This is a genomic window from Nitrospirillum guanabarense (assembly GCF_034653355.1).
In the GTDB taxonomy this organism is placed as follows: Bacteria; Pseudomonadota; Alphaproteobacteria; order Azospirillales; family Azospirillaceae; genus Nitrospirillum.
The window spans coordinates 727,059-747,999 of sequence record NZ_JAYEER010000001.1 but is presented as its reverse complement, the minus strand read 5'-3'; the positions used below and the strand labels follow the sequence as shown (position 1 = coordinate 747,999).

The following is a 20,941-nucleotide window of genomic DNA, read 5'->3' as shown; positions in this document are numbered from 1 at the left end:
GCTTACCAGATCACGCCGTCCGCACGCCGCCCAGGAAGCCCGCCACGTCGCCCTTCAGCCGTTCCGCCCGGTCGGTCATGGAGGTGGCGGCCTGGCGCAGGTCGCCGGCCACGGTGGTGGACTGCTCCACGGCGGTGCGCACGTCGTCGATGCTGGCGGTGATCTGGTGGGTGGACATGGCCACCTCCTGCACATTGCGGGCGATCTCCTGCGTCGCCGCCCCCTGTTCCTCCACCGCCGCCGCGATGCCGGCGGTGATACCACCCATGGTGTGGATGACGTCGGAAATGGCGCGCACCCCGGCCACGGCGCTGCGCGTCACCAACTGGATCTCTCCGATCTGGCGGGTGATCTCGTCGGTTGCCTGGGCCGTCTGGTTGGCCAGATTCTTCACCTCCGACGCCACGACGGCGAAGCCCTTGCCGGCCTCCCCGGCGCGGGCGGCCTCGATGGTGGCGTTCAGGGCCAGCAGGTTGGTCTGGCTGGCGATGGCGGTGATCAGGCCCACGATCTCCCCGATCTTGGCGCTGGCCGCGGCCAGAACGGCGATGGCCTGGTCCGTCTCCTCCGCCTTGGCCATGGCGTCGTTGGCGATAGTGGTGGACTGGGCCATCTGGCGGCTGATCTCGGAGATCGAGGCTGACAGTTCCTCCGCCGCGGCGGCCACGGTGTTGATGCCGCTGGATGCGGTCTGGGCGGCGCTGGCCACGGTGGAGGCTTGGCGGCTGGAGTGCTGCGCCGTTTCCGTCATGGCGGCGGAGGTGGCCGCCAGATGGTCCGCCGCCTCTTCCATGGCGTTCAGGCCCGTGGTGGCGCGGCTGTCGAAATCGCGGCACAGGCCATCCACCACCTGGGCGCGGTTAAGCGCCGCCTGGCGGGCGAACGCGGCGTCACGCTCCGCCGCGCGGGCTTGGGCGGCGTTGTCGCGCAGCACGATCAGGGCGGTCGCCATGGCGCCCACCTCGTCCTGCACGCGGGGTGTGGCGATGGCCACATCCAGGTCGCCCTCCGCCAGGCGGGTGATGGCCTGGGTCAGATCCTTGATGGGCAGGGTCACGCGGCGGCGCAGCACCCAGGCCACCAGGGCGGTGATGCCGGCGACGAAGGCCAGGGTCAGGCCACCCAGCAGCAGACGCCAGCGCGCCTCCGCCAAGGCGTCGCGGTCCATGTCGCGTGCCGTTTCCAGGGCGCGGTCGCGCAAAATCAAGGCTTTGTCCAGCATGGGGCTGGTCCAGGCGCGCCAGGCGGCGTTGTCCATGGGGCTGGGCGCGCCGGTGCGCGCCGCCTCCAGGATGGCCTGATAGCGCGGCTCCCCCTCCTTCATCAGGGTGCTTTCCTCGGTCGCCAGCGCGTCCGCCAGCTTGGCCGGGCTGCCCAGGTTGGCCACGGCCTGCGTCTGCAGGCGCCACAGCGTGGCCACCTGGCCGGTCAGCTGGGTGGCGGTCTGCAGGCGCTTGGCGTCCAAGGTCTGGCCCGCCTGGAACAGGCTGAGGATGGCGGAACGGGTGCCGGCGGTGGCGCGAAGGTCTTGCGCCATGGCGGCGATCTGCAGGGGCACCGTCAGGTCGGCGGCCGAGGCGGCGGTGCGGCGGAAGGCCAGGTCGGCGGTACGGTCCACGGCGCCCGCGGCGGCGGCGATGCCCTCCTGCATGCGTCCCGCGCCGTCCGCCGCCCGGTCGGCCTTGCCCCTGGACGTTTCGGACTTTGCGCCCGCGCGCATGTCGGCCAGCAGCTTTTCCGCCTGGCCCAGGCCGGCGGGGTCCAGGCCGGCGTCGGCGGCGCTGGCCCGGGCGGCGGCCAGGGCCGCGTCCGTGGCCGCCATGGCCTTGCCCGGCGCGCCGGCGGCCCCGGTGTCCACAGGGCCGTCGGCGCTGAAGGCGCCGTTCCACGCGGCGCGTTCCGAGGCCAGCAGGGCGCCCAGCCGCAAGGCGTCGCCATAGGCCGCCAGGCTGCGCCCGGCGGCAGCCTGCGCCGCCAGGTCCCGGGCGGCGACGAAGGCGATGATTCCCGACAGGGCGACGGCCAGGGCGGCGATGCCGCCGATACCCGACAAGACGGTCTTGCTGATGTTCATGGGGCATCTCCTGGCTAGCCTGACGTGGACCGAGGCGCTTTCCACCAAATATAGCGATATAGCGTCCACGTTAAGGTTGCGTGAACCACGATGGGTCGTCCAGGCCGCGCCCTGCTACGGGTGCGCTGTGGCTGGTGTGGCACATCATTTACTGCCAAAGATAATCCTTGCGCCCCACTTGGACGATGTCCGCGGGGCGGGACACACGTATAGTGAGTACCTGGGTATGACTAGGTACGATGGCTTGAGCGTGGAAGAGGCAGGCGTGACCCGGTCGGAGTCCGAGGCGGATCGCATCCGCGCACTGGAGCATCAGGTGGAACGCCTGAGCGAAGTGGTGCTCACCCAGTCCTTGCTGGCCGATTCCGAACTGGACCTGGACGCGTTCATGCAGACGGTGGTCGACCGCCTGCAACGTCTGTCGCGCGCCAAGGGCGCCGTCGTCGAATTGGCGGAAGGCGACGACATGGTCTACCGCGCCGCCAGCGGGGCCGTGTCGCAGTTCGTGGGCGTGCGGCTGAAGCGCAACGGCAGCCTGTCCGGCTTTTGCGTCGAGACCGAAAAGGTCCTGATGTGCGAGGACAGCGAGACTGACGACCGTGTGGACCGCAACGCCTGCCGCATGGTGGGCGTGCGCTCCATGATCTGCGCGCCGCTGTTCGAGGCGGGCCGTGTGGTCGGCGTGCTGAAGGTCATGGGCACGGAACCCAGCGCCTTCACGGCCGAGGACGTGGCCCTGTTGCGGATGATGGCCAAGGCCCTGGGCGGCGCCCTAGGCAAGCAACTCAGCTTCCACGAGAAGCAGATGCTGCTAGAGGAACGGACGGCCACCGTCGCCCGGCTGGAGGTCGAGGTGGCGGAGCGGCGCCGGGCCGAGGCGGCCCTGCAGGCCCAGGCGCTGGAGATGGCCACCCTGGCGGAACAGCGCGACCAGGCCCGCCTGGCGGCGGAGGCGGCCAGCCACGCCAAGTCTGAATTCCTGGCCAATATGAGCCACGAGATCCGCACGCCCATGAATGGCGTGCTGGGCATGGCGCAACTGATCCTGGACACCCCGCTGGACGCGGAGCAGCGGGTGCTGGCGGCCGCCATCCACGACAGTGGGGAGATGCTGCTGTCCATCATCAACGACATCCTGGACGTCTCCAAGCTCGAGGCCGGCAAAGTCGAGCTGGAGGAGATCGATTTCTCCATGGACGAGCTGGCGGACAGCGTCGCCATGCTGCTGTCGCCCAAGGCGGCGGAAAAGGATCTGGACCTGGTCTGCTATGTGGAGGACGCGGCGCGCGGCGCCTATCGCGGCGACCCCACCCGCCTGCGGCAAATCCTGGCCAACCTGGTGTCCAACGCCATCAAGTTCACCACCTCCGGCACAGTCGCCATCGAGATCGGACAGGAACCGGGCGCGGCCACCGTGGCGGACGGCCGCCGCTGGGTGCGCATCGCCGTCAGCGACACCGGCATCGGCATACCCGAGGAACAGCGCGCCCGTCTGTTTCAGAAGTTCAGCCAGGCCGACAGCTCCATCACCCGTCGCTTCGGCGGCACCGGCCTGGGCCTGTCCATCTGCCGCCAGCTGATGGAACTGATGGGCGGCGAGATCGGCGTGGACAGTGCCGCCGGACAGGGCAGCACCTTCTGGTTCACCGTGCCCTTGCGGCCGGTCGCCGCCACCCTGGTGGACCAGAACGCCCTGGTGGACGGTATCAGGGGCCTGCGGGTGCTGGTGGTGGATGACATCCCCCTGCACCAGAAGATCCTGAGCCGGGCGCTCAGCGACCTGGGCCTCGTGGTCAGTCTGGCGGATGGCGCGGCGTCGGCCCTGGCGGCACTGGAAAGAAGCTGGGAAGCGGGTCGGCCGCCCGACCTGGTCCTGGTGGACTTTTCCATGGCCGGCACCCGCGGCGATAAGCTGGGCCAGCGCATCCGGCAAGACAGCCGCTTCGCCGAGTCCAAGCTGGTGCTGATCTCTTCCTTCGGGGTCATGGACCGGGGCAGTGCCGATGTCGACGTCTTCGCCGCCGTTCTGGCCAAGCCGGTGCGCCGGCAGACCCTGCTGGACGTGCTGAGCCGCCTGTTCCTGAGCCAGCTGGCGGCGTCCCCGGCCAAAGCCGACCCGGCCAAGGTGGGCGCCGGCCGCCGCGTGCTGCTGGTGGAGGACAACCAGATCAACCAGCAGGTGGCCCTCCTGATGCTGCGCAAGGAAGGGTACGAGGTGACCCTGGCCGAGGATGGCGAGGATGGCGTGCGGGCGGCGACCGCGCCGGGCGCCGTCTTCGACCTGATCCTGATGGACGTGCAGATGCCACGCATGGACGGGCTGGAGGCCACGCGGCTCATTCGCGCGCGCCAGGACGGCGTGCGCGTGCCCATCATCGCCCTGACGGCCAACACCATGGCCGGGATGCGCGAGGAATACCTGGGCGCCGGCATGGACGACGTGGTGGCCAAACCTTTCGACCAGCGCAAGTTCCTGGGCGCCGTGGCACATTGGACCAATGCCTCGCCCCATGCGCGGGCGCCGGCGGCGGCCCCGGCCGATCCTTTGCCGGCCGCCCCGGTGCTGGACGACAGCGTGCTGCAGCGGCTGGAGGTCATCGCCGGCCGTGAGCAGTTCCAGAGCCTCATCGCCAGCCTGGTGACCCATGGGGGGAGCGGCTGGACCGGGTGGCGACGCTGCGCGCCCGGGGCGACCTGGACGGGCTGCGGGCCGAGGCGCACGACCTGATCTCCACCGCCGGCAACGCCGGCCTCAAGCAGCTGCAGGCGCTGGGCGAAGCCCTGCACGCCGCCTGCGCCGCCCCGGACCGGCGGCGCGACCGGGTGCTGTCGCTGGCGGATGCCGCGGTCGCGGCCGGCCGGGAAGGCTGGTCCGTCGTTGCGCGGCGGTTCGGTGAACCGAGCCCGACCGCCGCCGTGGCGGCCGGGCGGGAGTGAAAGGCGTGCCTGACCTCCCTGTACCGGGGCGGCAGGGGCCGTTTGTTGACAGCGCTACCTGATCCATATAGCGTTCCGCAGGTTTTCCTCTTGAGAAAACCGAAGTAATGGCTGCGGCCATTTTCTTGATTCGCGCCGTGGTTCGAAATAATGACTTGGTATTGACGATGACACTCTCTAGTACACCGGCCCCGGCTGATGAGGGCAGCGCGGTGCGTGTTCTGGCGGAACGGGATAGCGACATCGCAAGCCTGACGCGGACCCTGGCGGATCGCGATCGCACCATTGCGCGCCTCAATCAGCTGGCCGGCGCGCGCGGGCTCGCCTTGCAGGATACCGAGGCGGTGAACGTCGCGTTGCGGGCGGAACTGACACGGATTTATCAGTCGCGCAGTTGGCGGTTGACCGCGCCCATTCGTTGGTTGTTGCGTCGTACTTTCCAAGGTCGCGCCACACTGGCCACGTTGTTGTGGGCCGTCCGGCGCCGGGGACTGTCGATGACCCTCGCCGACGTTCGCCGGATTCGGCATGACCATGGCATCAGCGGAGTCAAGTTCTGGCTGCTGAACGGCGTGGCGCCGGGTGGCGCGCAACAGGGCGAACCGGGCACCGATCTGTCATCGACCAAGGGTGCCCTGGCGGATTTGCGCGGGCCCGACGGCTATGTCTATCGCACCCCCCGCCGGCCTGCGGACCTACAGGCGCGGCTCAACGATCTCTCCACCACTTTCTCCGTCGTGGTGCCTGTCTACAACACGCCGCCGGCCTTGTTGGAAGCCGCCATCCGCTCGGTGGAGGCGCAGTGGTATCCGCATTGGCAGCTGGTGCTGGTGGATGACGCGAGCCCCAACCCGGCGACGCGGGCGGCGTTGGCGCAGCCGCGCGATCCACGCGTCACCATCCTGCGGCAGCCGGCCAACCAAGGCATCTCCGGCGCCACCAACGCCGGCTTGGCCGCCGCCACGGGCGATTTCGTCGTTTTCCTCGACCATGACGACGAGCTGACGGTCGACTGCTTGTATGAGCTGGCGCTATGCATCGCCACGCATGATCCGGACTTCGTCTACAGCGACGAGGACAAGATCACCCAAGAGGGGCGGTTCACGCAGCCCTTCTTCAAGCCGGACTGGTCACCCGACACGATCATGAGCACGATGTACACGTGCCATGTCAGCTGCATCCGGCGCGGCCTCTTGGACGAACTGGGCGGTCTCCGCTCGGATTACGACGGCTGCCAGGACTGGGACCTGGTGTTGCGATTGATGGAAAGGACCACGCGCATCCAGCATGTGGCCAAGGTGCTCTATCATTGGCGCATCATCCCGCAATCCACCGCGGCCGACCTGAACGCCAAGCCCTATGTGGTGTCCGTATCCGAACGGCTGCGCGCTGACACCCTGGCCCGCCGGGGCTTGAAAGGCACCCTTGAGCCGCTGCCCCAGCTGCCCGCCTATCACCGCGTGCGCTACGACATCCAGGGCACGCCCACCATTTCCATCATCATACCATCACGCGACAACCAGCCGGTGCTGTCGGCCTGCCTCGACAGCATCCGCGCCCTGTCCAGCTATGATCGGTACGAGATCGTGGTGTTGGACAACGGCAGCCGGGAACCCGCCACACTGGGCTACCTGAAGCGCATCCGATCCTGGCCGGGGGCCAAAGTCATCCGCCATGACGCGCCCTTCAATTATTCGGAATTGAACAACCTGGGCGTCGCCGCGTCCACGGGCGATATCCTCCTGTTCCTGAATGACGATACCGAGGTGCTGACGACCGACTGGCTGGAGCGCATGGCCGGCTACGCGCAGTTGAATCACGTGGGCGCGGTGGGGGCGAAGCTGCTTTACCCGGGGGCCGAGAAGACGCAGCATGCGGGCGTGTTGAACCTCTACAACGGTCCAAGCCACGCCTTCCTGCGGCAGGACCGGAACCACTACGGCTACTTCCTGCGTAATCTGTTGGAATACAACTGGCTGGCCGTGACCGGCGCCTGCCTGATGGTGGAACGGCGCAAGTTCGAAGCGGTGGGTGGCTTCGATGAGACCCTGCCCGTGGCCTACAACGACGTGGACCTCTGCATGCGCCTGCATGAGGCCGGCTATTACAACGTCATGTGCCAGGCCGCGGAACTGATCCATCACGAATCCATCAGCCGGGGCCTGGACTTCGTGTCGCCGGAAAAAATGGCGCGGCTGGAACGGGAACGGTTGCGGCTGTATGAGCGGCATCCCGGCCTGTTTCTGCACGATCCCTTCAGCAATCCCAATCTGCATCCCAACGGCGCTAATTTCGAAATCGTGTGATGATGGCCGAAACCAATACCACCGCCTTAGAGATCATGGCCCCTCCCACCTCATCTCCAGAGGCGGCCATGCCTTTGGCTTCGGCCCTGCGCGACGCCATCGCGGCCGCCCAGGCGGTATCGTTCGGTTTTCATGGTACGCTGTTCCAGCGTGCGACGACGCCTGAGGCCGTCTTCAACACGCTGGCGCGGCGCTTCGCCCAACCGGGATTCGCCGCCCAGCGCAAAGCGGCCCAAGCGGAAGCTTTCGACCGCGCGCGCAAGGCGGGCCGGCGAGAGGTCACGCTGGCCGGCATCTACGACTGCATGGTGCTGGATTCGGCGCTGGCGCAGGCGATGCAGGCGGCGGAGATCGCTTTGGAACTGGATCTGCTCTGTCCGGACATCGTGGCGTTTGACGCATTCCGGCACGCCCTGGCGCAGGGGCGGCGTGTACTGATTATCGCCGACAGCCATCTGGGCCGCGCTTTCGTCCGTGAGGCGCTCGGCCGTCACGGGCTGGAATCCGTCGCCCTGTTCATTTCCGGCGACTGTAACCTCACGGCGGGCCGGGATGGCGACCTGTTCGACCTGGCCATCGATTATCTGGAAGTGCCTCGGGATCGCATCTTGCATATCGGTGGCGACATCGCCCAGGCCCGCTCCAGGGGATTGGCCACCATCTATTACCAGGGCCACGACCAGGGCGATGGCAGATCCGTCGGTTCGGCGATTTCCGCTTCCGCCACCCTGCCCGCAGGCACGCTATCGGCCCATGATCTGGGTTACCATGTGGCTGGCCCCGCCGCTGTCGGCTTCTTGAACTGGATGGAAGGCCAGGCCAAGCTGAATGATGTTCAACATGTGCTGTTTCATTCTCACGACGGTCATTTGCTGGATCGGATCGTCCGTGAAAACCCCGGCGCGTGGACTTTGCCGCCTTGCAGCCTCCTTCCAGGCTCAGGGACGGCCTTCGCCCTGGCGACGATCGATGACCAGAACTTTCCACAACATCTGCCGTTCCTGACCGCGGGGTCCGACGGCTTGGCGCCGTTCGAGGTGCTGGAGCGTATCGGTGTTCCCGCGCCCGCGCCGGAAGTCATGGAGCGATATGATCTCGGGGACGAAGTCGAACTTTCGCCGGCGACGCAAGCGCGTCTCCGTGGGTTCCTCTTCGAATATCGCTTCGAGATTTTGAAGATTTGCCGACGCAACCGCCGAGCCCTGTTCGACCAGATGCGACGCTTGGGTTTGGAACAAGACGCGCCCGTGGCATTGGTTGACCTGGGATGGGAGGGCGCCACGCAGGAAGCGCTGGAGGTGGCGCTGCGCGGTATCGTGAATCTCGACATCCACGGCTATTCCTTTTGCCTGGCGGACACGGAGGAAAGCCGGCGCCGGCAGCGCGCGCGCCAGATGGCGGCGCTGTTCAGTGTCAACAGCGTGGCTCCATCCATCCTGCGGCGCCTACATATGAACCGCACGTCCGTGGGGCTGCTGTTCAGCGCTCCCCACAACCCCATCATCGGCATGGAATCGATGACCGGTGGCGTACGCGGTATCGAGGACATGCGCTGGGCTGGGGATGGCGCGCGGCCTCTGGCCGTGTCCGCCATCGTGGAGGGGGCCGTGGCTTTCGCTCACGAGCATGTGGTGGGCCGAGGGGGCAATTCCCGTCCGGCACTCCCCCCCCTGGAGATGGCTTGGTCTCTGGTAGAGTTGCTCGACCGGCCGGCTCCGCTTTCCGACGCCTTCCGGACGCTGGCCAATTTCGACCCCTGGACGGCCAGCCTGAACCGGCGCGCCTGAGCGCCTGGTTCAGGCCGCGGCGCGCGCGGCCTCCATCGCCGCCAGGAACAGGTGGTAAGGCGTGCTGCCTGGCAGGTCGCGCATGCTGGGGGCGCCCACTTCATCCTGGGTTTCGATCCACCGGCCGCTGGTCGGATCCAGGAAGGCGGCCTGCAGATGGGCCATCAGGCGTTGGGCCAGGGCTTCGGCGGCGTCGCCGGCGGGCGTGCCGCGATGGCGGCGGGTGTGGGACAGGGTGGCCTTGATGGCTTCGGCCACGGGCCAGATGCGCCGTGTGCGCAGAATGGGCGCACCTTGGGCATCCATCTGGTCCATGATGCCGCCGTCGGGCAGGAAGCCATGCGCGACCGCCTTGTTGAACAAGGTGTCGGCCAGGGGCAGCAGGGCGGCGTCGCCGCCCTGGCTGACGTAACGATCCAGCAGCCACGCCCATTCAAAATGATGGCCGGGCTCCACGATGTGGCCGGTGGCGGGATCAGGCCGCCAGTCCTGGGTGAAGAATTCCCCCAGGGTGCCGGTCGCGGCGTCGAAGAAGCGGGCTTGGAACAGCCGGACGACGGTGGTGGCTTCCGACAGCCAGGCGCCGTCGCCGGTGAATTCGTGCAGCGCCAGCAGCGCTTCCAACAGATGCATGTGTGGATTCTGGCGTCGTGTCGCGCCATTGGGCACCCACTCGGCACTGGCCCCTTCCGCCAAGCCGCCCCAACCGCCGTCCGCCAGTGTCGGCATGGCCAGGCGATCGCGCATCAGCGACCAGGTCTCCTGCGCCAGCGTCAGTGCGCGGGGGGCGCCGAAGGCGGCATGCGCATAGGCGAGGCCAAATAGGACAAAGGCGTGGCCATAGAAGTCCTTGGATCTGTCAAGAGGTTGGCCATCCGGCTGCGCCTTGAAGAACCAGCCCCCGTTACCGTCATCCCAGAAATGGCGGACCAGGAAATCGTAGCCGCGTTCGGCGGCGGCTTGGCCGCTGCGGTCGCCCTGTAGCGCCGCATGGGCCAGCACGTAAAGTTGGCGGGCCTGCACCATGGACCGCTTATAGCCCAAGGGCAGGGGCTGTTCCGCCGCGTCCAGGCGTTCATGGAAACCGCCATGCGGCCCATCGGCGAACCGGTCGCGGCACAGCGGCAGCAGACGATCGAGAGCGTATCGGACAAAGGCGGCGGAAGACGACATGAAGGCCTCGGTCTTTGGCGGCTTCGCCTTACTGGCGGGGGGATGGCCATGGTGAAGATCAGGGCGATGGATCGGCCCGGCATCATCGTCCTTAACCGCAGGAGGGGGTAACATACGCCTTCCAGCCACTTCCACCCCAAACCTTCCCTCCGGGGTAAAGCCTCAATGTCGTGCCTAAGGATTGGGCCGGTTCCGCAGGCGTCTTGCCTAGATTGCGGGCAAATGGCCTTCAAAGGCAGAGCGTTCCCTTCGCGCGTCTCACGAATGTCTGGGACCGTCCCGAATTGGCGCCATTCTTGCTAAGACCCAGGTTCGGTGCCGCATTGCGGCAACACCCGCGCATCAAATATGTGCGTTGCGGCAAAATTTCGGTCGGATCCTCGCTTTCTTGTTGGATTTGAAAGACCTTCGGTAGTAGTGGGGCTGCCGCAAACGAAATCTGCCGTGTACCCTCCCCCGGCTGTTCCCAGCCTAGCCTTTGGGCGGGGGATCGGTGCGACGGGCAACGCAAAAGCAGGTCCGGCAAGGGCCTGGAAAAAGTGAAGGGATCGAGCATGATGAGGGTTGAGAAGGGCCGCGGGCTGAAGTCCGCGCTGCTGGGTATGTCGGCTTTGAGCCTGCTGGGTCTGGCCAGCGTGGCGCGCGCCGCCGATGACAATTCCGACAAGCTGGATGAGATCATCGTGTCGGCCGAACGCCGGCCGGCGCTGGAGCGTGAGGTGCCGATCGCCGTCACGTCCATCAGCGGCGAAAAGCTGGACGTGCTGAACTCCGGTGGCCAGGACATCCGCTTCCTGGCGGGGCGCGCCCCCAGCCTGCAGGCGGAGTCGTCTTTCGGCCGCACCTATCCGCGCTTCTACATCCGCGGCCTGGGCAACGCCGACTTCGACCCTAACGCCTCCCAGCCGGTGTCGGTGGTGTTCGACGACGTCGCCATGGAAAACCCCATGCTGAAGGCCTTCCCGGTCTTCGACGTGGGTGCCGTGGAAGTGTTGCGCGGCCCGCAGGGCACGCTATTCGGCAAGAACACCCCGGCCGGCGTGGTCAAGATCGACAGCGCCAAGCCCAGTGACACCTTCGGCGGCTTCGCCGACCTGACCTACGGCAGCTATGACACGGTGAACTTCACCGGCGCCGTGGGCGGCCCCATCGTCAAGGACGTGCTGAAGTACCGCGCCTCGGTCAGCCTGCAGCGCCGCAACGACTGGGTCCAGAACGAAGACATCTCGACGAAGAACGACACCGACTTCGAGGGCTATCGCGACCTGGCCGGCCGTTTCCAGCTGGAATACACGCCGAACGAGAACCTGGACATCCTGCTGAACGTCCACGGCCGCCAGCTGGACGGGTCCGCCCGTCTGTTCCGTGCCAACATTATCCAGAAGGGCACCAACGACCTGGTCCCGGGCTTCGACATCGAGAAGGCCAACCAGGACGGCGCCAACCCGCAGAAGCTGAATTCCTTCGGCTCCAACCTGCACGTCGTCTATGACGCCGGCCCCGTGACCGTCACCTCGGTCAGCGGCTTTGAGCGCGCCAACGTGTTCAGCCGCGGCGACATCGACGGCGGCGTCCCTTCCGACGTGCCGTTCTCGGTGGAGACCGGCGGCTACAACTCCCCGCGTGAGCTGAGCCAGGAACTGCGCTTCGCTTCCAACGACCTGGGCCCGTGGCTGCTGCAGGGTGGCCTGTACTACTTCAACTCCTACCTGACCGGTAAGGACTACGACTACGTCACCGCCGACGGGTCGATCGACAACCAGGTTCGCCACAAGGACCGCAGCGAGACCGACGGCGTCTTCGGTTCGGTGAAGTACAAGATCACCGACGACCTGACCCTGGGCGGCGGCGTGCGCTATTCGCACGACAACAAGTCGGTTGAATCCATCCGCGACTTCGGCTTCACCGGCCCGATCTACCTGCGCACCAGCGTCAACGGCGGCAATGCCTCCTGGGACATCTCGGCCGACTACGCCGTCAACAGCGACGTGAATGTCTTCGCCCGCGTGGCCACCGGCTACTTGGCCCCGTCCATCCAGGACCGCATCGCCTTCGCCAACACCACCTCGTCCGCCAAGGCCGAGACCACCATCTCGTATGAAGCGGGCGTGAAGTCGTCGCTGTTCGACAAGCGCGCCAGCTTCAACCTGACCGGCTACTACTACGACACCAGCGACATGCAGCTGACCGCCGTGGGCGGCGCCAGCAACACCGCCCGCCTGCTGAACGCCGACCATGCCATCGGCTACGGCGTGGAAGCGGAACTGGAAGCCAAGCCGGTGGAGCACATGCTGGTCACCTTCGGCGGCAGCTACAACCACACCGAAATCCAGGATCCGAACGTGTCGGTCGCCACTTGCGGCGGCGGCTGCACCGTGACCAACGCGCTGAACGCCCAGGGCAACGCCCTGCTGGACGGCAACCCGTTGCCCGAGGCGCCGGAATGGGTGCTGAACGCCACCTTCCGCTACGGCGTGCCGGTGGGCGACAAGGGCGAGGTGTTCTTCTACACCGACTGGGCCTACCGCAGCGACGTGAACTTCTTCCTGTACAAGTCGACGGAGTTCACCGGCAAGTGGCTGCTGGATGGCGGCCTGCGCCTGGGCTACAAGAACGACGCCGGCTATGAGGTCGCGGCCTTCGTCCGCAACGTGCTGGACCAGGTGCGCGTCATCGGCGCCATCGACTTCAACAACCTGACGGGTATGGTCAACGAACCCCGTATCATCGGCGTTCAGGCCAAGTACTCGTTCTAATACCCCTGGCATCCTCCCGGCGGCGCTGGCCGTTGCCGGGAAGGTGTGACAGGGTCTGTTCCAGGGGCCCGGCCGTGGCAGCGGCGGGCCCCTGTTTCTACCCGGCCGGCCGCAAAGGCATTTCCCATGACCCGGATCGCTTTCCTGTTCCGTTGCCTGCGCGCGGGCGCGCTGGGCGCCGTTCTTCTGACCACTCCGGCCATCGCCAAAGAGGGCGCGCCCCTCAAGGAAAAGGTCATCATCGACACCGACATCGGCGATGACATCGACGACGCCTTCGCGCTGGCGGCGGCCCTGAATGATCCGCGCCTGGACATCCTGGGCGTCACGGCGGCCTGGGGCGACACCGGCTTGCGGGTGCGCCAGCTGCAACGCCTGCTGACCATCGCCGGTCGTGCGGACATTCCCGTGGCGCAAGGGCCCGCCACGCCCAACGCCACGCCCTACACGCAAAAGCGCTGGGCGGAGGGGCAGCCGGCGCCGGCCACGCCCGTGCCGTCCTCGGTGGACTTCATCCTGGACCAGGCGCGCCGCTACCCAGGGCAGGTCACGCTCATTTCCCTGGCGCCGCCCAGCACCCTGGGTGCCCTGGTCGATCGCGACCCCACCGGCTTCGCCAAGCTGAAGCGGGTGGTGATGATGGGCGGCTCCGTCCATGCCGGCTATGACGACACGGGCTACGGCCCGCTGAAGGGCCCGACGCCGGAGTACAACATCTATTCCGACATCCCCTCGGCCAAGAAGCTGTTCACCAGCGGCGTGCCCCTGGTGGTGATGCCGCTCGACAGCACCCAGCTGAAGCTGGACGAGGTGAAGCGCGACCTCCTGTTCGCCAACGGCACACCCATGACCGATGCCCTGGCCCTGATGTACCACCAGTGGCGCCACCTGAACGGCTGGGGCCAGATCACGCCCACCCTGTTCGACCTGGTGCCGGTGGCCTATGTGCTGGACCCGAAGCTGTGCCCCACCACGCCGCTGCGCCTGATGGTGGGCGACAGGGGCGAGACGACGCCCGCGGCGGGCCCCGCCAATGCCCAGGTCTGCCTGAAGGAAGACAAGGAAGGCATCCTGGACCTGCTGATGACCGGCCTGTTGGCCCAGCATTGAGGGGGACGGTGCATGCGCCGCCGGATCGCCGCCGCTTTCTTGGGCACCTTCCTCCTCAGCGTCCCGGCCGGTGCGCAGGACACCCAGACGGTGCCCTACGGCAGCTGGAAACAGCCGATGATCAACGGCCCGGCCTGCCTCACCTGGCGGGAGGCGTGGGAGGGCGGGACCCGGGATTGCACCGGCGCCGATTATGAGGCCTGGCTGGCCGATGTCCGCCATTGGCGCCAGGAACGCCGCATCCGCGTCGGCTATGACCCCGCCCGCTATGACGACCCCCGGCTGGCCTGGACGCGCACCAGCTTCGTCCAAACCCAGATGATGGTGGAGGATCGCTATTTCTATGACCCGGTGGCGGGCCGCTACACCGTCGACCGGTATCTGGATGATCTGACGGCCCGCTTCGGCGGCATCGACGCCGTGCTGCTGTGGCCCGATTACCCCAACATGGGCATCGACGACCGCAACCAGCTGGATCAGGTGACCAACCTGCCGGGCGGGCTGCCGGGGGTGAAGGCCATGGTGGCGGACTTTCACCGGCGGGGCGTGCGCGTGCTGCTGCCCATGATGATGTGGGACCAGGGGACGCGGGCGCCGGATCGGCCCTGGCCGCAGGCCATCGCCGATCTCGCCAGGCAGATCGGCATCGATGGCATCAACGGCGACACCCAGGACGGCGTGCCGCTGGCTTTTTCCCTCGCGGCGGACAAGGCGGGCCATCCCTTGGCCTTCCAGCCGGAAGGCGTCCTGGCGGACGAGGCGGTGGCCTGGGACCTGATGTCCTGGGGCCAATACACCTTCGCGCCCGTGCCCAAGGTCGACCGCTACAAATGGCTGGAGCCCCGGCACATGGTCAACATCTCGGACCGCTGGGCCCGGGACAAGACCGACGACCTGCACTACGCCTTCTTCAACGGCGTCGGCTGGGAGGCGTGGGAGAACGTCTGGGGTATCTGGAACGGCATCAGCGCCCGCGATGGCGAGGCGATGCGCCGGGTGGCGACCTTGGAACGGGGCTTGGGACCCCTTTTGTCCAGCCCGGACTGGCAGCCCTTTTATCCCACCCGTGCCGCCGGGGTGTACGCCAGCCGCTGGCCTGGCGCCGACGGCCGGGTGGCCTGGACCATCGTGAACCGCAACGACCACCCGCTGGATCAGACGGTGCTGGCCGTGCCGGCGGACGGGGCGGCCCTGCGCTATTTCGACCTCTATCACGGCGTGGAACTGACGCCGCGCCGTGAAGGCGGCCAGCTGCTGCTGTCCTTCCCGCTGGAGGCCCAGGGCTTCGGCACCGTGCTGGCCCTGCCCGGCCGCCCGGACGCCGCCACCGGGGACCTGATGCGGGCCATGAAGGCGATGACGGCCACCGATCTGGCCAGCCTGCCGCGCGCCTGGTCGCCGCTGCCCCAGCGCCTGGTCGACATCCCGACCACGGCCCCCGCCGCCGGCGCACCTGAAGGCATGGTGGAGATTCCGGCCGGCGACTTCACCTTCCGCGTCCAAGGGCTGGAGATCGAGGGTGGCACCAACGCCGGCGTCGATGTCGCCTACCCGTGGGAGGGGGAGGCGCGGCGTTACCATGAGCACCGCCTGTCGCTGCCGCGCTTCTTCATGGACCGCTTCCCCGTGACCAACGCGCAGTTCAAGCGCTTCCTCGACGCCAGCGGCTACCATCCCAAGGACGACCGCAACTTCCTGAGGGATTGGAGGGGCGGCACCTATCCGGCCGGCTGGGATGACCGCCCGGTCACCTGGGTGTCGCAGGAGGACGCGCGCGCCTACGCCGCCTGGGCGGGCAAGCGACTGCCGCACGAATGGGAATGGCAGTACGCCGCGCAAGGCGCGGACGGCCGCCGTTATCCCTGGGGCGACACCTGGCGGGATGACGCCGTGCCCGCGCCCGAACGGGGCCGTGCCGTGCGCCCACCCGACGCCGTGGGCGCCCATCCGGCGGGGATCAGCCCTTTCGGCGTCCAGGATCTGGTCGGCAACGTCTGGCAGTGGACGGATGAATACCAGGACGACCACACCCGTGCCGCCATCCTGCGGGGGGGCAGCCTGTACCAGCCCCAGGGTTCCATCTGGTATTTCCCACAGGCCTACCGCAACGACCAGCACGGCAAGCTGCTGCTGATGGCGCCCTCGCGCGACCGCTCCGCCCTGGTGGGCTTCCGCTGCGTGAAGGACGCGGGCTGAGTCAGGGTTGGGCCGCCCGGCCGGAATGGCCTTGGATGATGCGCGCCAGCGTGCCGTCCGCCGCCAGATGTTCCAGGCCGGCTTCCAGGCGTTCGCGCACCCCCGGGTCGAGGTGGGGTGAGAAGACCATGTACTGGTCGTCCACCGCCAGCGGGTGGGGCAGGACGCGGATCCGCGTGTCCCACCCGTTGTTCTGGATGACTTCCGTCAGACCGGGGTTGCGGAAAATGAAGAAGCGGCCCCGGCCGCTCATGAGCTTGCGCAGATTGGTGTCGCTGTGGGCGGCCCAGGCGTCGATATTGCGGTCCTCGATGCCGGCGCGGTGCAGCCGGTCCAGGAAGGCGGAGCCGGCATTGACCAGGACGGTGTCGTGTCCGTCCGCCAACGCGATCCGCAATTCATCGAAGGTGGCGACGGTGGCCGGATCACCGGTGCGGACGGCCAGCACCGTTTCCATGCGGATGACGGCCCGGCGGGAATAGAGTATCCGGGCCTCCCGTTCCGGCGTGCGGTAATAGCCGCAATCCGCGTCCAGCCGCCCCGCCGCCAATTCCTGGGCCGCCCGATCGTGGGTCAGCCAGTCCGTGGACCACACCAGCCGCACGCCATCCACCTGCCGGCTCAAAGCCAGCAGGATTTCCTCGCACATGGCGGGGGCTTTGGCGTCCGACGGCCCGTGACGCGGAATGCGCAGTTCCTGAACCGGTGTCGGCAAGCCGCCAGGCGCGGGAGAGGCACCCGCCCCGGTCCACGCGCCAAGGACGGCGGCGACCAGCAGGGCGGCACGGCGCGCCCGTTGTCCCAGGCCTTTTCGATATCGGCGTTTCCGTCCCACGCGGGCCCCCGTTTCCCCACGGGACGCAATCTACACCCTGCCGCACCCCGCTCTAAGCGCGCCTTCGGTCAGGCCATGCCCAGGCGCACGCGGTGGGTCAGGGCGTCCAGGTCGGTGCGGCGGGCCAGGATGGCGGCGTCCAGGGCCGCCACCACGGCGGCGCAGTCGGGCAGGCTGCGCCGGATGGCCAGGGTCCGCACCACCGTGCCCAGGAAGGGGCGGGGGGCGTAGGTCAGGGCGCCGGTCAAGCCGGCGGCGCGGGCCAGATAGCCCATCTGCAGCTCATCATGGACGAACGCGTCGATGCGGCCGGCGGCCACCATCTTCAGGACGCTGACGGGATCCGGAACCACCGCCAGCGTGGGGATGGCGTCCATGTGCTCCGTCGCCCAGCCGTTGCCGACGTAGCTGCCCAGACGGAAAGCCGCCAGTTCTTCCAGGCTACCAATCGCCTTGAAACGGTCGTCGTCGCGGCGGTGCCAGATGCCGATGTCGCTGGTCATCACCGGCTGCAGGCAGAACTGGACATAAACGGCGCGGTCGGCGGAGGGCACGGTGCAGAAGCCGTCGGCTTGGCCCGCCCGCACGGTGGCCTGGGCGCGGCCCCAGGGCATCAGGCTGGTGGTCTGGCTGTAGCCGGCGGTGGCCGTCACCACATCCACGTCGTCCTTCAGCAGGCCGGTGGCGTTGCCGTCCGCGTCGGCATAGCTGAAGGGCACCACGTTGTCGGCGTAGACGAAACGCAAGGGGGCGAAACGCGGGGGTGGCACCGCCGCGCGGGCGGCGCGGCGACCCAAGGCCAAGTCCAGGCCGACGGCGCCCATACCCAGCAACAGGGCGCGGCGGTCCACGATAGTGCCACTCATCTAGCCCCCCGCGTATTCGGTCCTGAATGATCGAAGGTGCCGGGACGTGCGTCATAAGACGCTTTGGAAACAGCTCGGTTCGGTAGTCTATCCGGACAGGCTACACCAAAGGGGCAGGGGGAGAAAGCGCCACCATCGGTGGTGGTGACGCCATCCGGATCAGCGCACGGCGTCCGTCATCAGGCGGACGAAGCCCTCGCGGTCGGCACGCTTGATGACGCGCATGTTGGGCACCTGGGGCGCCAGGTCCGGGTCGGCGTCCGCCGCGTCCGGCAGGATGGCGGAGGAGACGCTGGAATAGCCGCGCGTCAGGACGCCCGCCGTCTCAACGTCCACCACGCACTCCTCCGCCTCCAGCACCAGGCTTTCGTCCAAGGCGCAGGCGCAGGTCAGGGCGTCGGGATGGATGCTGCCGTCGATGCGCTGGCGCTCACGCGAGAAGGCCAGGCTGTCGCGGTTCACGCGGGTGAAGAACTGGGACACCGGCGTGCCCAGGGCCGCGATGGCGTCCAACTCGGCGCTGGTGATGACGCCCTCGACCATGGAGCGGGTCCAGGTCAGCAGGCTGGCCTTGAAGCCGGCGTTGACCACGATCTTGGCGGCCTCGGGATCGACGTAGAAGTTGAATTCGGCCGCACTGGTGACGTTGCCCACGGCGTTGTCGGTGCCGCCCATGATCCACAAATGCTTGGTGGCCTGGGCGATGGCCGGCTCCTTCATCACCGCCAGGGCCAGGTTGGTCAGGGGCGCCTGGGCGATGATGGTGACCTCACCCGGGTGGGCCAGGACGGTGTCGATGATGGCGTCGACGGCGTGCTTCACCTCCGGCCGCTGCTTGGCTGGCGGGTAGTTGGCGTCGCTCATGCCGTCCTTGCCGAAGACGTAGGCCGCGTCCAGCGGCTTGCGCATCATCGGCAGGCGGGCGCCGGGATAGACCGGCACCTCGCCGCCACGGCCGGCGGCCTCCACCGTGTACAGCGCGTTCTCCACGCACTGGTCGAAGGTCACGTTGCCGTGGCAGATGGTGATGGCCTCCAACGTCACCTTCGGGTTGCGCAGGGCCAGCAGCAGGGAAAAGGCGTCATCGCCGGCGGTGTCGGTGTCGATCAGGAGGCGCATGGGCGCGGTCTCTCGCTTCAAACTCAATTGGGGGATTTGCCAAGGGATTCGGCCGTGGTTTTAGGGCCGTGGCCCTGGCCCCACAAGCCGGTTTCAGCCTCGGCGGCCACGGCCGCCTCGAAATCACGGAAGTCCGCTTCCAGGCGCCATTGCAGGGCGGCCTTGGGACTCTGCTCCAGGAAGGCTTGGCAGGCGGCGGACGGGACCGTGCCCGCATGATCGGCGGCGCAGGGTGTGGCCAGCTGGCCCGGCGCGGCCCATAGGCTGGCGCCCGGCAGGAAGGCGTGCTCCAGCCCGTCGCGGGAAAAGGTCTTCAGCGTGGAATAATCCAGGCCGTAGGTCTCCGCCGCCCGCACATACTCATGCGTCAGGTCGATGCGCGACACGCCCTCGTCATCCGTGGACAGGGCCAGGGGCACACCGAACGCGCGGTAGGTGGTGATGGGGTGGTCGCGGCCCTTCACGCCCAGGATGACGTCGTTGCTGGTCAGGTTGATCTCCACCAGCACGCCCCGGTCGGCCATGGTTTTCAGCACATGCTGCGCGTCCGTCTCCTGCCCGATATCGACGCCATGGCCGATGCGCTTGGCGCCCGCCACCTCCACCGCCAGGCGGATGTGGTCGCGCAGATCCTCCGGCGGCACCAGGCCCAGGGCCAGTTCACCGGCGTGCAGCGACAGGTTGGCCGCTGGGTGGATTTTCCCCAGATAGCCCAGCAGGCGCATCTGCAGGCCATAGTCCTTCAGCGTCACCGGGTTGTCCTCCGGCGCCACCAGGTTGACGCCGACGAAGCGCGGGTCGGCGGCGGTCAGGGCATAGCCATAGAGGCTCTGCGCGAACACCTGTGGGGCGGGCAGCACGCGGATGACCTGGGCCAGATAGCGGATGGTGACGGCGCAGCCCGGCTGGGCGTCGGCGGTGCCGCAACGCAGGATCTGGCGCATGCGCGCCTCCGCCGCGTCGGTATCGGCCTTGGCGGCACGGATGATGGCCGGCAGGCCGGGCTCCACCTTGGCGCGCCAGGCGTCGAACGTGGCGGTGTCGCCGGGGACGCTGCCGGGTGCCGGCGCGCCCAGCGGGGCGGCCAGGGCCGCCGCCTTGGACATGCCGTTGGACCACATCAGTTCCAGGTACAGCACGTGGCTGGCGGCGGCGCGGTTGGCCGCCTCCGCCAGCATTTCGGGCACTCGGGCCGTCAGCGCCGGCTCGAACTTGGCGAAGCTGTCGAAGAAGTGATCGTGACCGGACTCCGGCCCCGCCACGAAGTTGCGCATGGACAGGGAATTGATCAGCCGGTTGTACAGGCCGACGTCGCGCCGCGCGTCCGCCGCCGGCACCAGGCCGCCGGTGCAGGGGGCGGGCTTCAGCACCAGCGCCTTGGGGTCGACGCACGCCGATTCCGCCGCCGCCCAACCCACCATGTTCTCGGCATAGATGCCGCCGCTCATGTGGTTGTGCAGGTCCGCCCCCTTGGGAAACCGGCGCAGGAACATGGCCAGGCGCACGGGGTCGGCGCGCAGGCGGCCGAACAGGGCGGCCGTCCGGGATTCCGCCGTCTGGGATTCCGGCCCCTGGGGCGCTTCGGCCATCGGGAGGGGTGGGAACGGCGGCGCCGCGTCACGGCCGCCATCGGTGGCGCAGGCGGCCAGCAGCGTCAAGGCGCCCGCGGCCAGTGTCGTGCGGGTGCGCCCCAACCGGGTGCGCCCCATCTGGGTGCGCAGTGCCCCCATGCTCATTCCCCTCGCCCCTTATCCTTTTTCATTTCACGGCGGGACCCGCCTC

Annotated in this window: 13 protein-coding genes; 7 read left to right on the top strand and 6 right to left on the bottom strand. The window is 67.9% G+C overall.

What is annotated here, in order from left to right:
• Positions 1-10: 10 nt before the first annotated feature.
• Positions 11-2,074, bottom strand: a complete 2,064-nt coding sequence (locus tag UAA55_RS03130; RefSeq protein WP_322951206.1) for a methyl-accepting chemotaxis protein — start codon at positions 2,072-2,074, stop codon at positions 11-13.
• 226 nt (positions 2,075-2,300) lie between these two features.
• On the opposite strand from UAA55_RS03130, the gene UAA55_RS03125 reads away from it, so the two are divergent.
• The 4 genes from UAA55_RS03125 to UAA55_RS03110 all read left to right on the top strand — a co-directional run bounded on the left by UAA55_RS03125 (position 2,301) and on the right by UAA55_RS03110 (position 9,104).
• Positions 2,301-4,802: a response regulator gene (locus UAA55_RS03125; RefSeq protein ID WP_322951205.1), complete on the top strand. Its 2,502-nt coding sequence runs from the start codon at positions 2,301-2,303 to the stop codon at positions 4,800-4,802.
• Positions 4,742-5,011, top strand: coding sequence for an Hpt domain-containing protein (locus UAA55_RS03120; RefSeq protein WP_322951204.1), 270 nt, complete (start codon positions 4,742-4,744; stop codon positions 5,009-5,011). The genes UAA55_RS03125 and UAA55_RS03120 overlap by 61 nt, the downstream gene beginning before the upstream one ends.
• Positions 5,012-5,178: 167 nt before the next feature.
• Positions 5,179-7,317: a glycosyltransferase family 2 protein gene (locus UAA55_RS03115; protein ID WP_322951203.1), complete on the top strand. Its 2,139-nt coding sequence runs from the start codon at positions 5,179-5,181 to the stop codon at positions 7,315-7,317.
• The gene (locus UAA55_RS03110) at positions 7,317-9,104 is read left to right on the top strand and encodes a hypothetical protein (RefSeq protein WP_322951202.1); all 1,788 of its coding nucleotides are present in this window, start codon (positions 7,317-7,319) and stop codon (positions 9,102-9,104) included. Before UAA55_RS03115 ends, UAA55_RS03110 begins: the two co-directional genes overlap by 1 nt.
• A 9-nt stretch (positions 9,105-9,113) precedes the next feature.
• On the opposite strand, the gene UAA55_RS03105 is transcribed toward UAA55_RS03110, so the two are convergent.
• Positions 9,114-10,277 (bottom strand): AGE family epimerase/isomerase, encoded by a 1,164-nt coding sequence (locus tag UAA55_RS03105; protein WP_322951201.1) that lies wholly within the window; start codon positions 10,275-10,277, stop codon positions 9,114-9,116.
• Positions 10,278-10,831: 554 nt separating this feature from the next.
• On the opposite strand from UAA55_RS03105, the gene UAA55_RS03100 reads away from it, so the two are divergent.
• From UAA55_RS03100 to UAA55_RS03090, 3 genes are all read left to right on the top strand, one after another.
• The gene (locus UAA55_RS03100; RefSeq protein ID WP_322951200.1) at positions 10,832-13,033 is read left to right on the top strand and encodes a TonB-dependent receptor; all 2,202 of its coding nucleotides are present in this window, start codon (positions 10,832-10,834) and stop codon (positions 13,031-13,033) included.
• 126 nt (positions 13,034-13,159) lie between these two features.
• Complete coding sequence (locus UAA55_RS03095; protein WP_322951199.1) at positions 13,160-14,143, top strand: nucleoside hydrolase; 984 nt, start codon at positions 13,160-13,162, stop codon at positions 14,141-14,143.
• A 12-nt stretch (positions 14,144-14,155) separates the two neighbouring features.
• Entirely contained in the window at positions 14,156-16,339 is a 2,184-nt protein-coding gene (locus UAA55_RS03090; protein WP_322951198.1) for a formylglycine-generating enzyme family protein, read from the top strand.
• Between the two features lies 1 nt (position 16,340).
• Here UAA55_RS03090 and UAA55_RS03085 read toward each other — a convergent pair whose 3' ends face one another.
• The 4 genes from UAA55_RS03085 to UAA55_RS03070 form a co-directional block, all read right to left on the bottom strand.
• Positions 16,341-16,988, bottom strand: coding sequence for a substrate-binding periplasmic protein (locus UAA55_RS03085; protein WP_322951197.1), 648 nt, complete (start codon positions 16,986-16,988; stop codon positions 16,341-16,343).
• A 254-nt stretch (positions 16,989-17,242) separates the two neighbouring features.
• A complete protein-coding gene (locus UAA55_RS03080) occupies positions 17,243-18,040 on the bottom strand; it encodes a substrate-binding periplasmic protein (protein WP_322951196.1) in 798 nt (265 codons plus the stop codon).
• Positions 18,041-18,199: 159 nt separating this feature from the next.
• On the bottom strand, positions 18,200-19,159 hold the full coding sequence (locus tag UAA55_RS03075; protein WP_322951195.1) for a nucleoside hydrolase: 960 nt from the start codon (positions 19,157-19,159) through the stop codon (positions 18,200-18,202).
• 23 nt (positions 19,160-19,182) lie between these two features.
• Positions 19,183-20,895 carry an adenosine deaminase gene (locus UAA55_RS03070; protein WP_322951194.1) on the bottom strand — a complete coding sequence of 571 codons (1,713 nt, stop codon included), beginning with the start codon at positions 20,893-20,895 and terminating at the stop codon, positions 19,183-19,185.
• Positions 20,896-20,941: the final 46 nt, after the last annotated feature.

What these genes read in the sequence shown, in the direction of transcription:
- UAA55_RS03130 (WP_322951206.1), bottom strand. Translation starts at nt 2,074, where the DNA reads ATGAACATCAGCAAGACCGTCTTGTCGGGTATCGGCGGCATCGCCGCC.
- UAA55_RS03125 (WP_322951205.1), top strand. Translation starts at nt 2,301, where the DNA reads ATGACTAGGTACGATGGCTTGAGCGTGGAAGAGGCAGGCGTGACCCGG.
- UAA55_RS03115 (WP_322951203.1), top strand. Translation starts at nt 5,179, where the DNA reads ATGACACTCTCTAGTACACCGGCCCCGGCTGATGAGGGCAGCGCGGTG.
- UAA55_RS03110 (WP_322951202.1), top strand. Translation starts at nt 7,317, where the DNA reads ATGATGGCCGAAACCAATACCACCGCCTTAGAGATCATGGCCCCTCCC.
- UAA55_RS03105 (WP_322951201.1), bottom strand. Translation starts at nt 10,277, where the DNA reads ATGTCGTCTTCCGCCGCCTTTGTCCGATACGCTCTCGATCGTCTGCTG.
- UAA55_RS03100 (WP_322951200.1), top strand. Translation starts at nt 10,832, where the DNA reads ATGATGAGGGTTGAGAAGGGCCGCGGGCTGAAGTCCGCGCTGCTGGGT.
- UAA55_RS03095 (WP_322951199.1), top strand. Translation starts at nt 13,160, where the DNA reads ATGACCCGGATCGCTTTCCTGTTCCGTTGCCTGCGCGCGGGCGCGCTG.
- UAA55_RS03090 (WP_322951198.1), top strand. Translation starts at nt 14,156, where the DNA reads ATGCGCCGCCGGATCGCCGCCGCTTTCTTGGGCACCTTCCTCCTCAGC.
- UAA55_RS03085 (WP_322951197.1), bottom strand. Translation starts at nt 16,988, where the DNA reads ATGTGCGAGGAAATCCTGCTGGCTTTGAGCCGGCAGGTGGATGGCGTG.
- UAA55_RS03080 (WP_322951196.1), bottom strand. Translation starts at nt 18,040, where the DNA reads ATGAGTGGCACTATCGTGGACCGCCGCGCCCTGTTGCTGGGTATGGGC.
- UAA55_RS03075 (WP_322951195.1), bottom strand. Translation starts at nt 19,159, where the DNA reads ATGCGCCTCCTGATCGACACCGACACCGCCGGCGATGACGCCTTTTCC.
- UAA55_RS03070 (WP_322951194.1), bottom strand. Translation starts at nt 20,895, where the DNA reads ATGAGCATGGGGGCACTGCGCACCCAGATGGGGCGCACCCGGTTGGGG.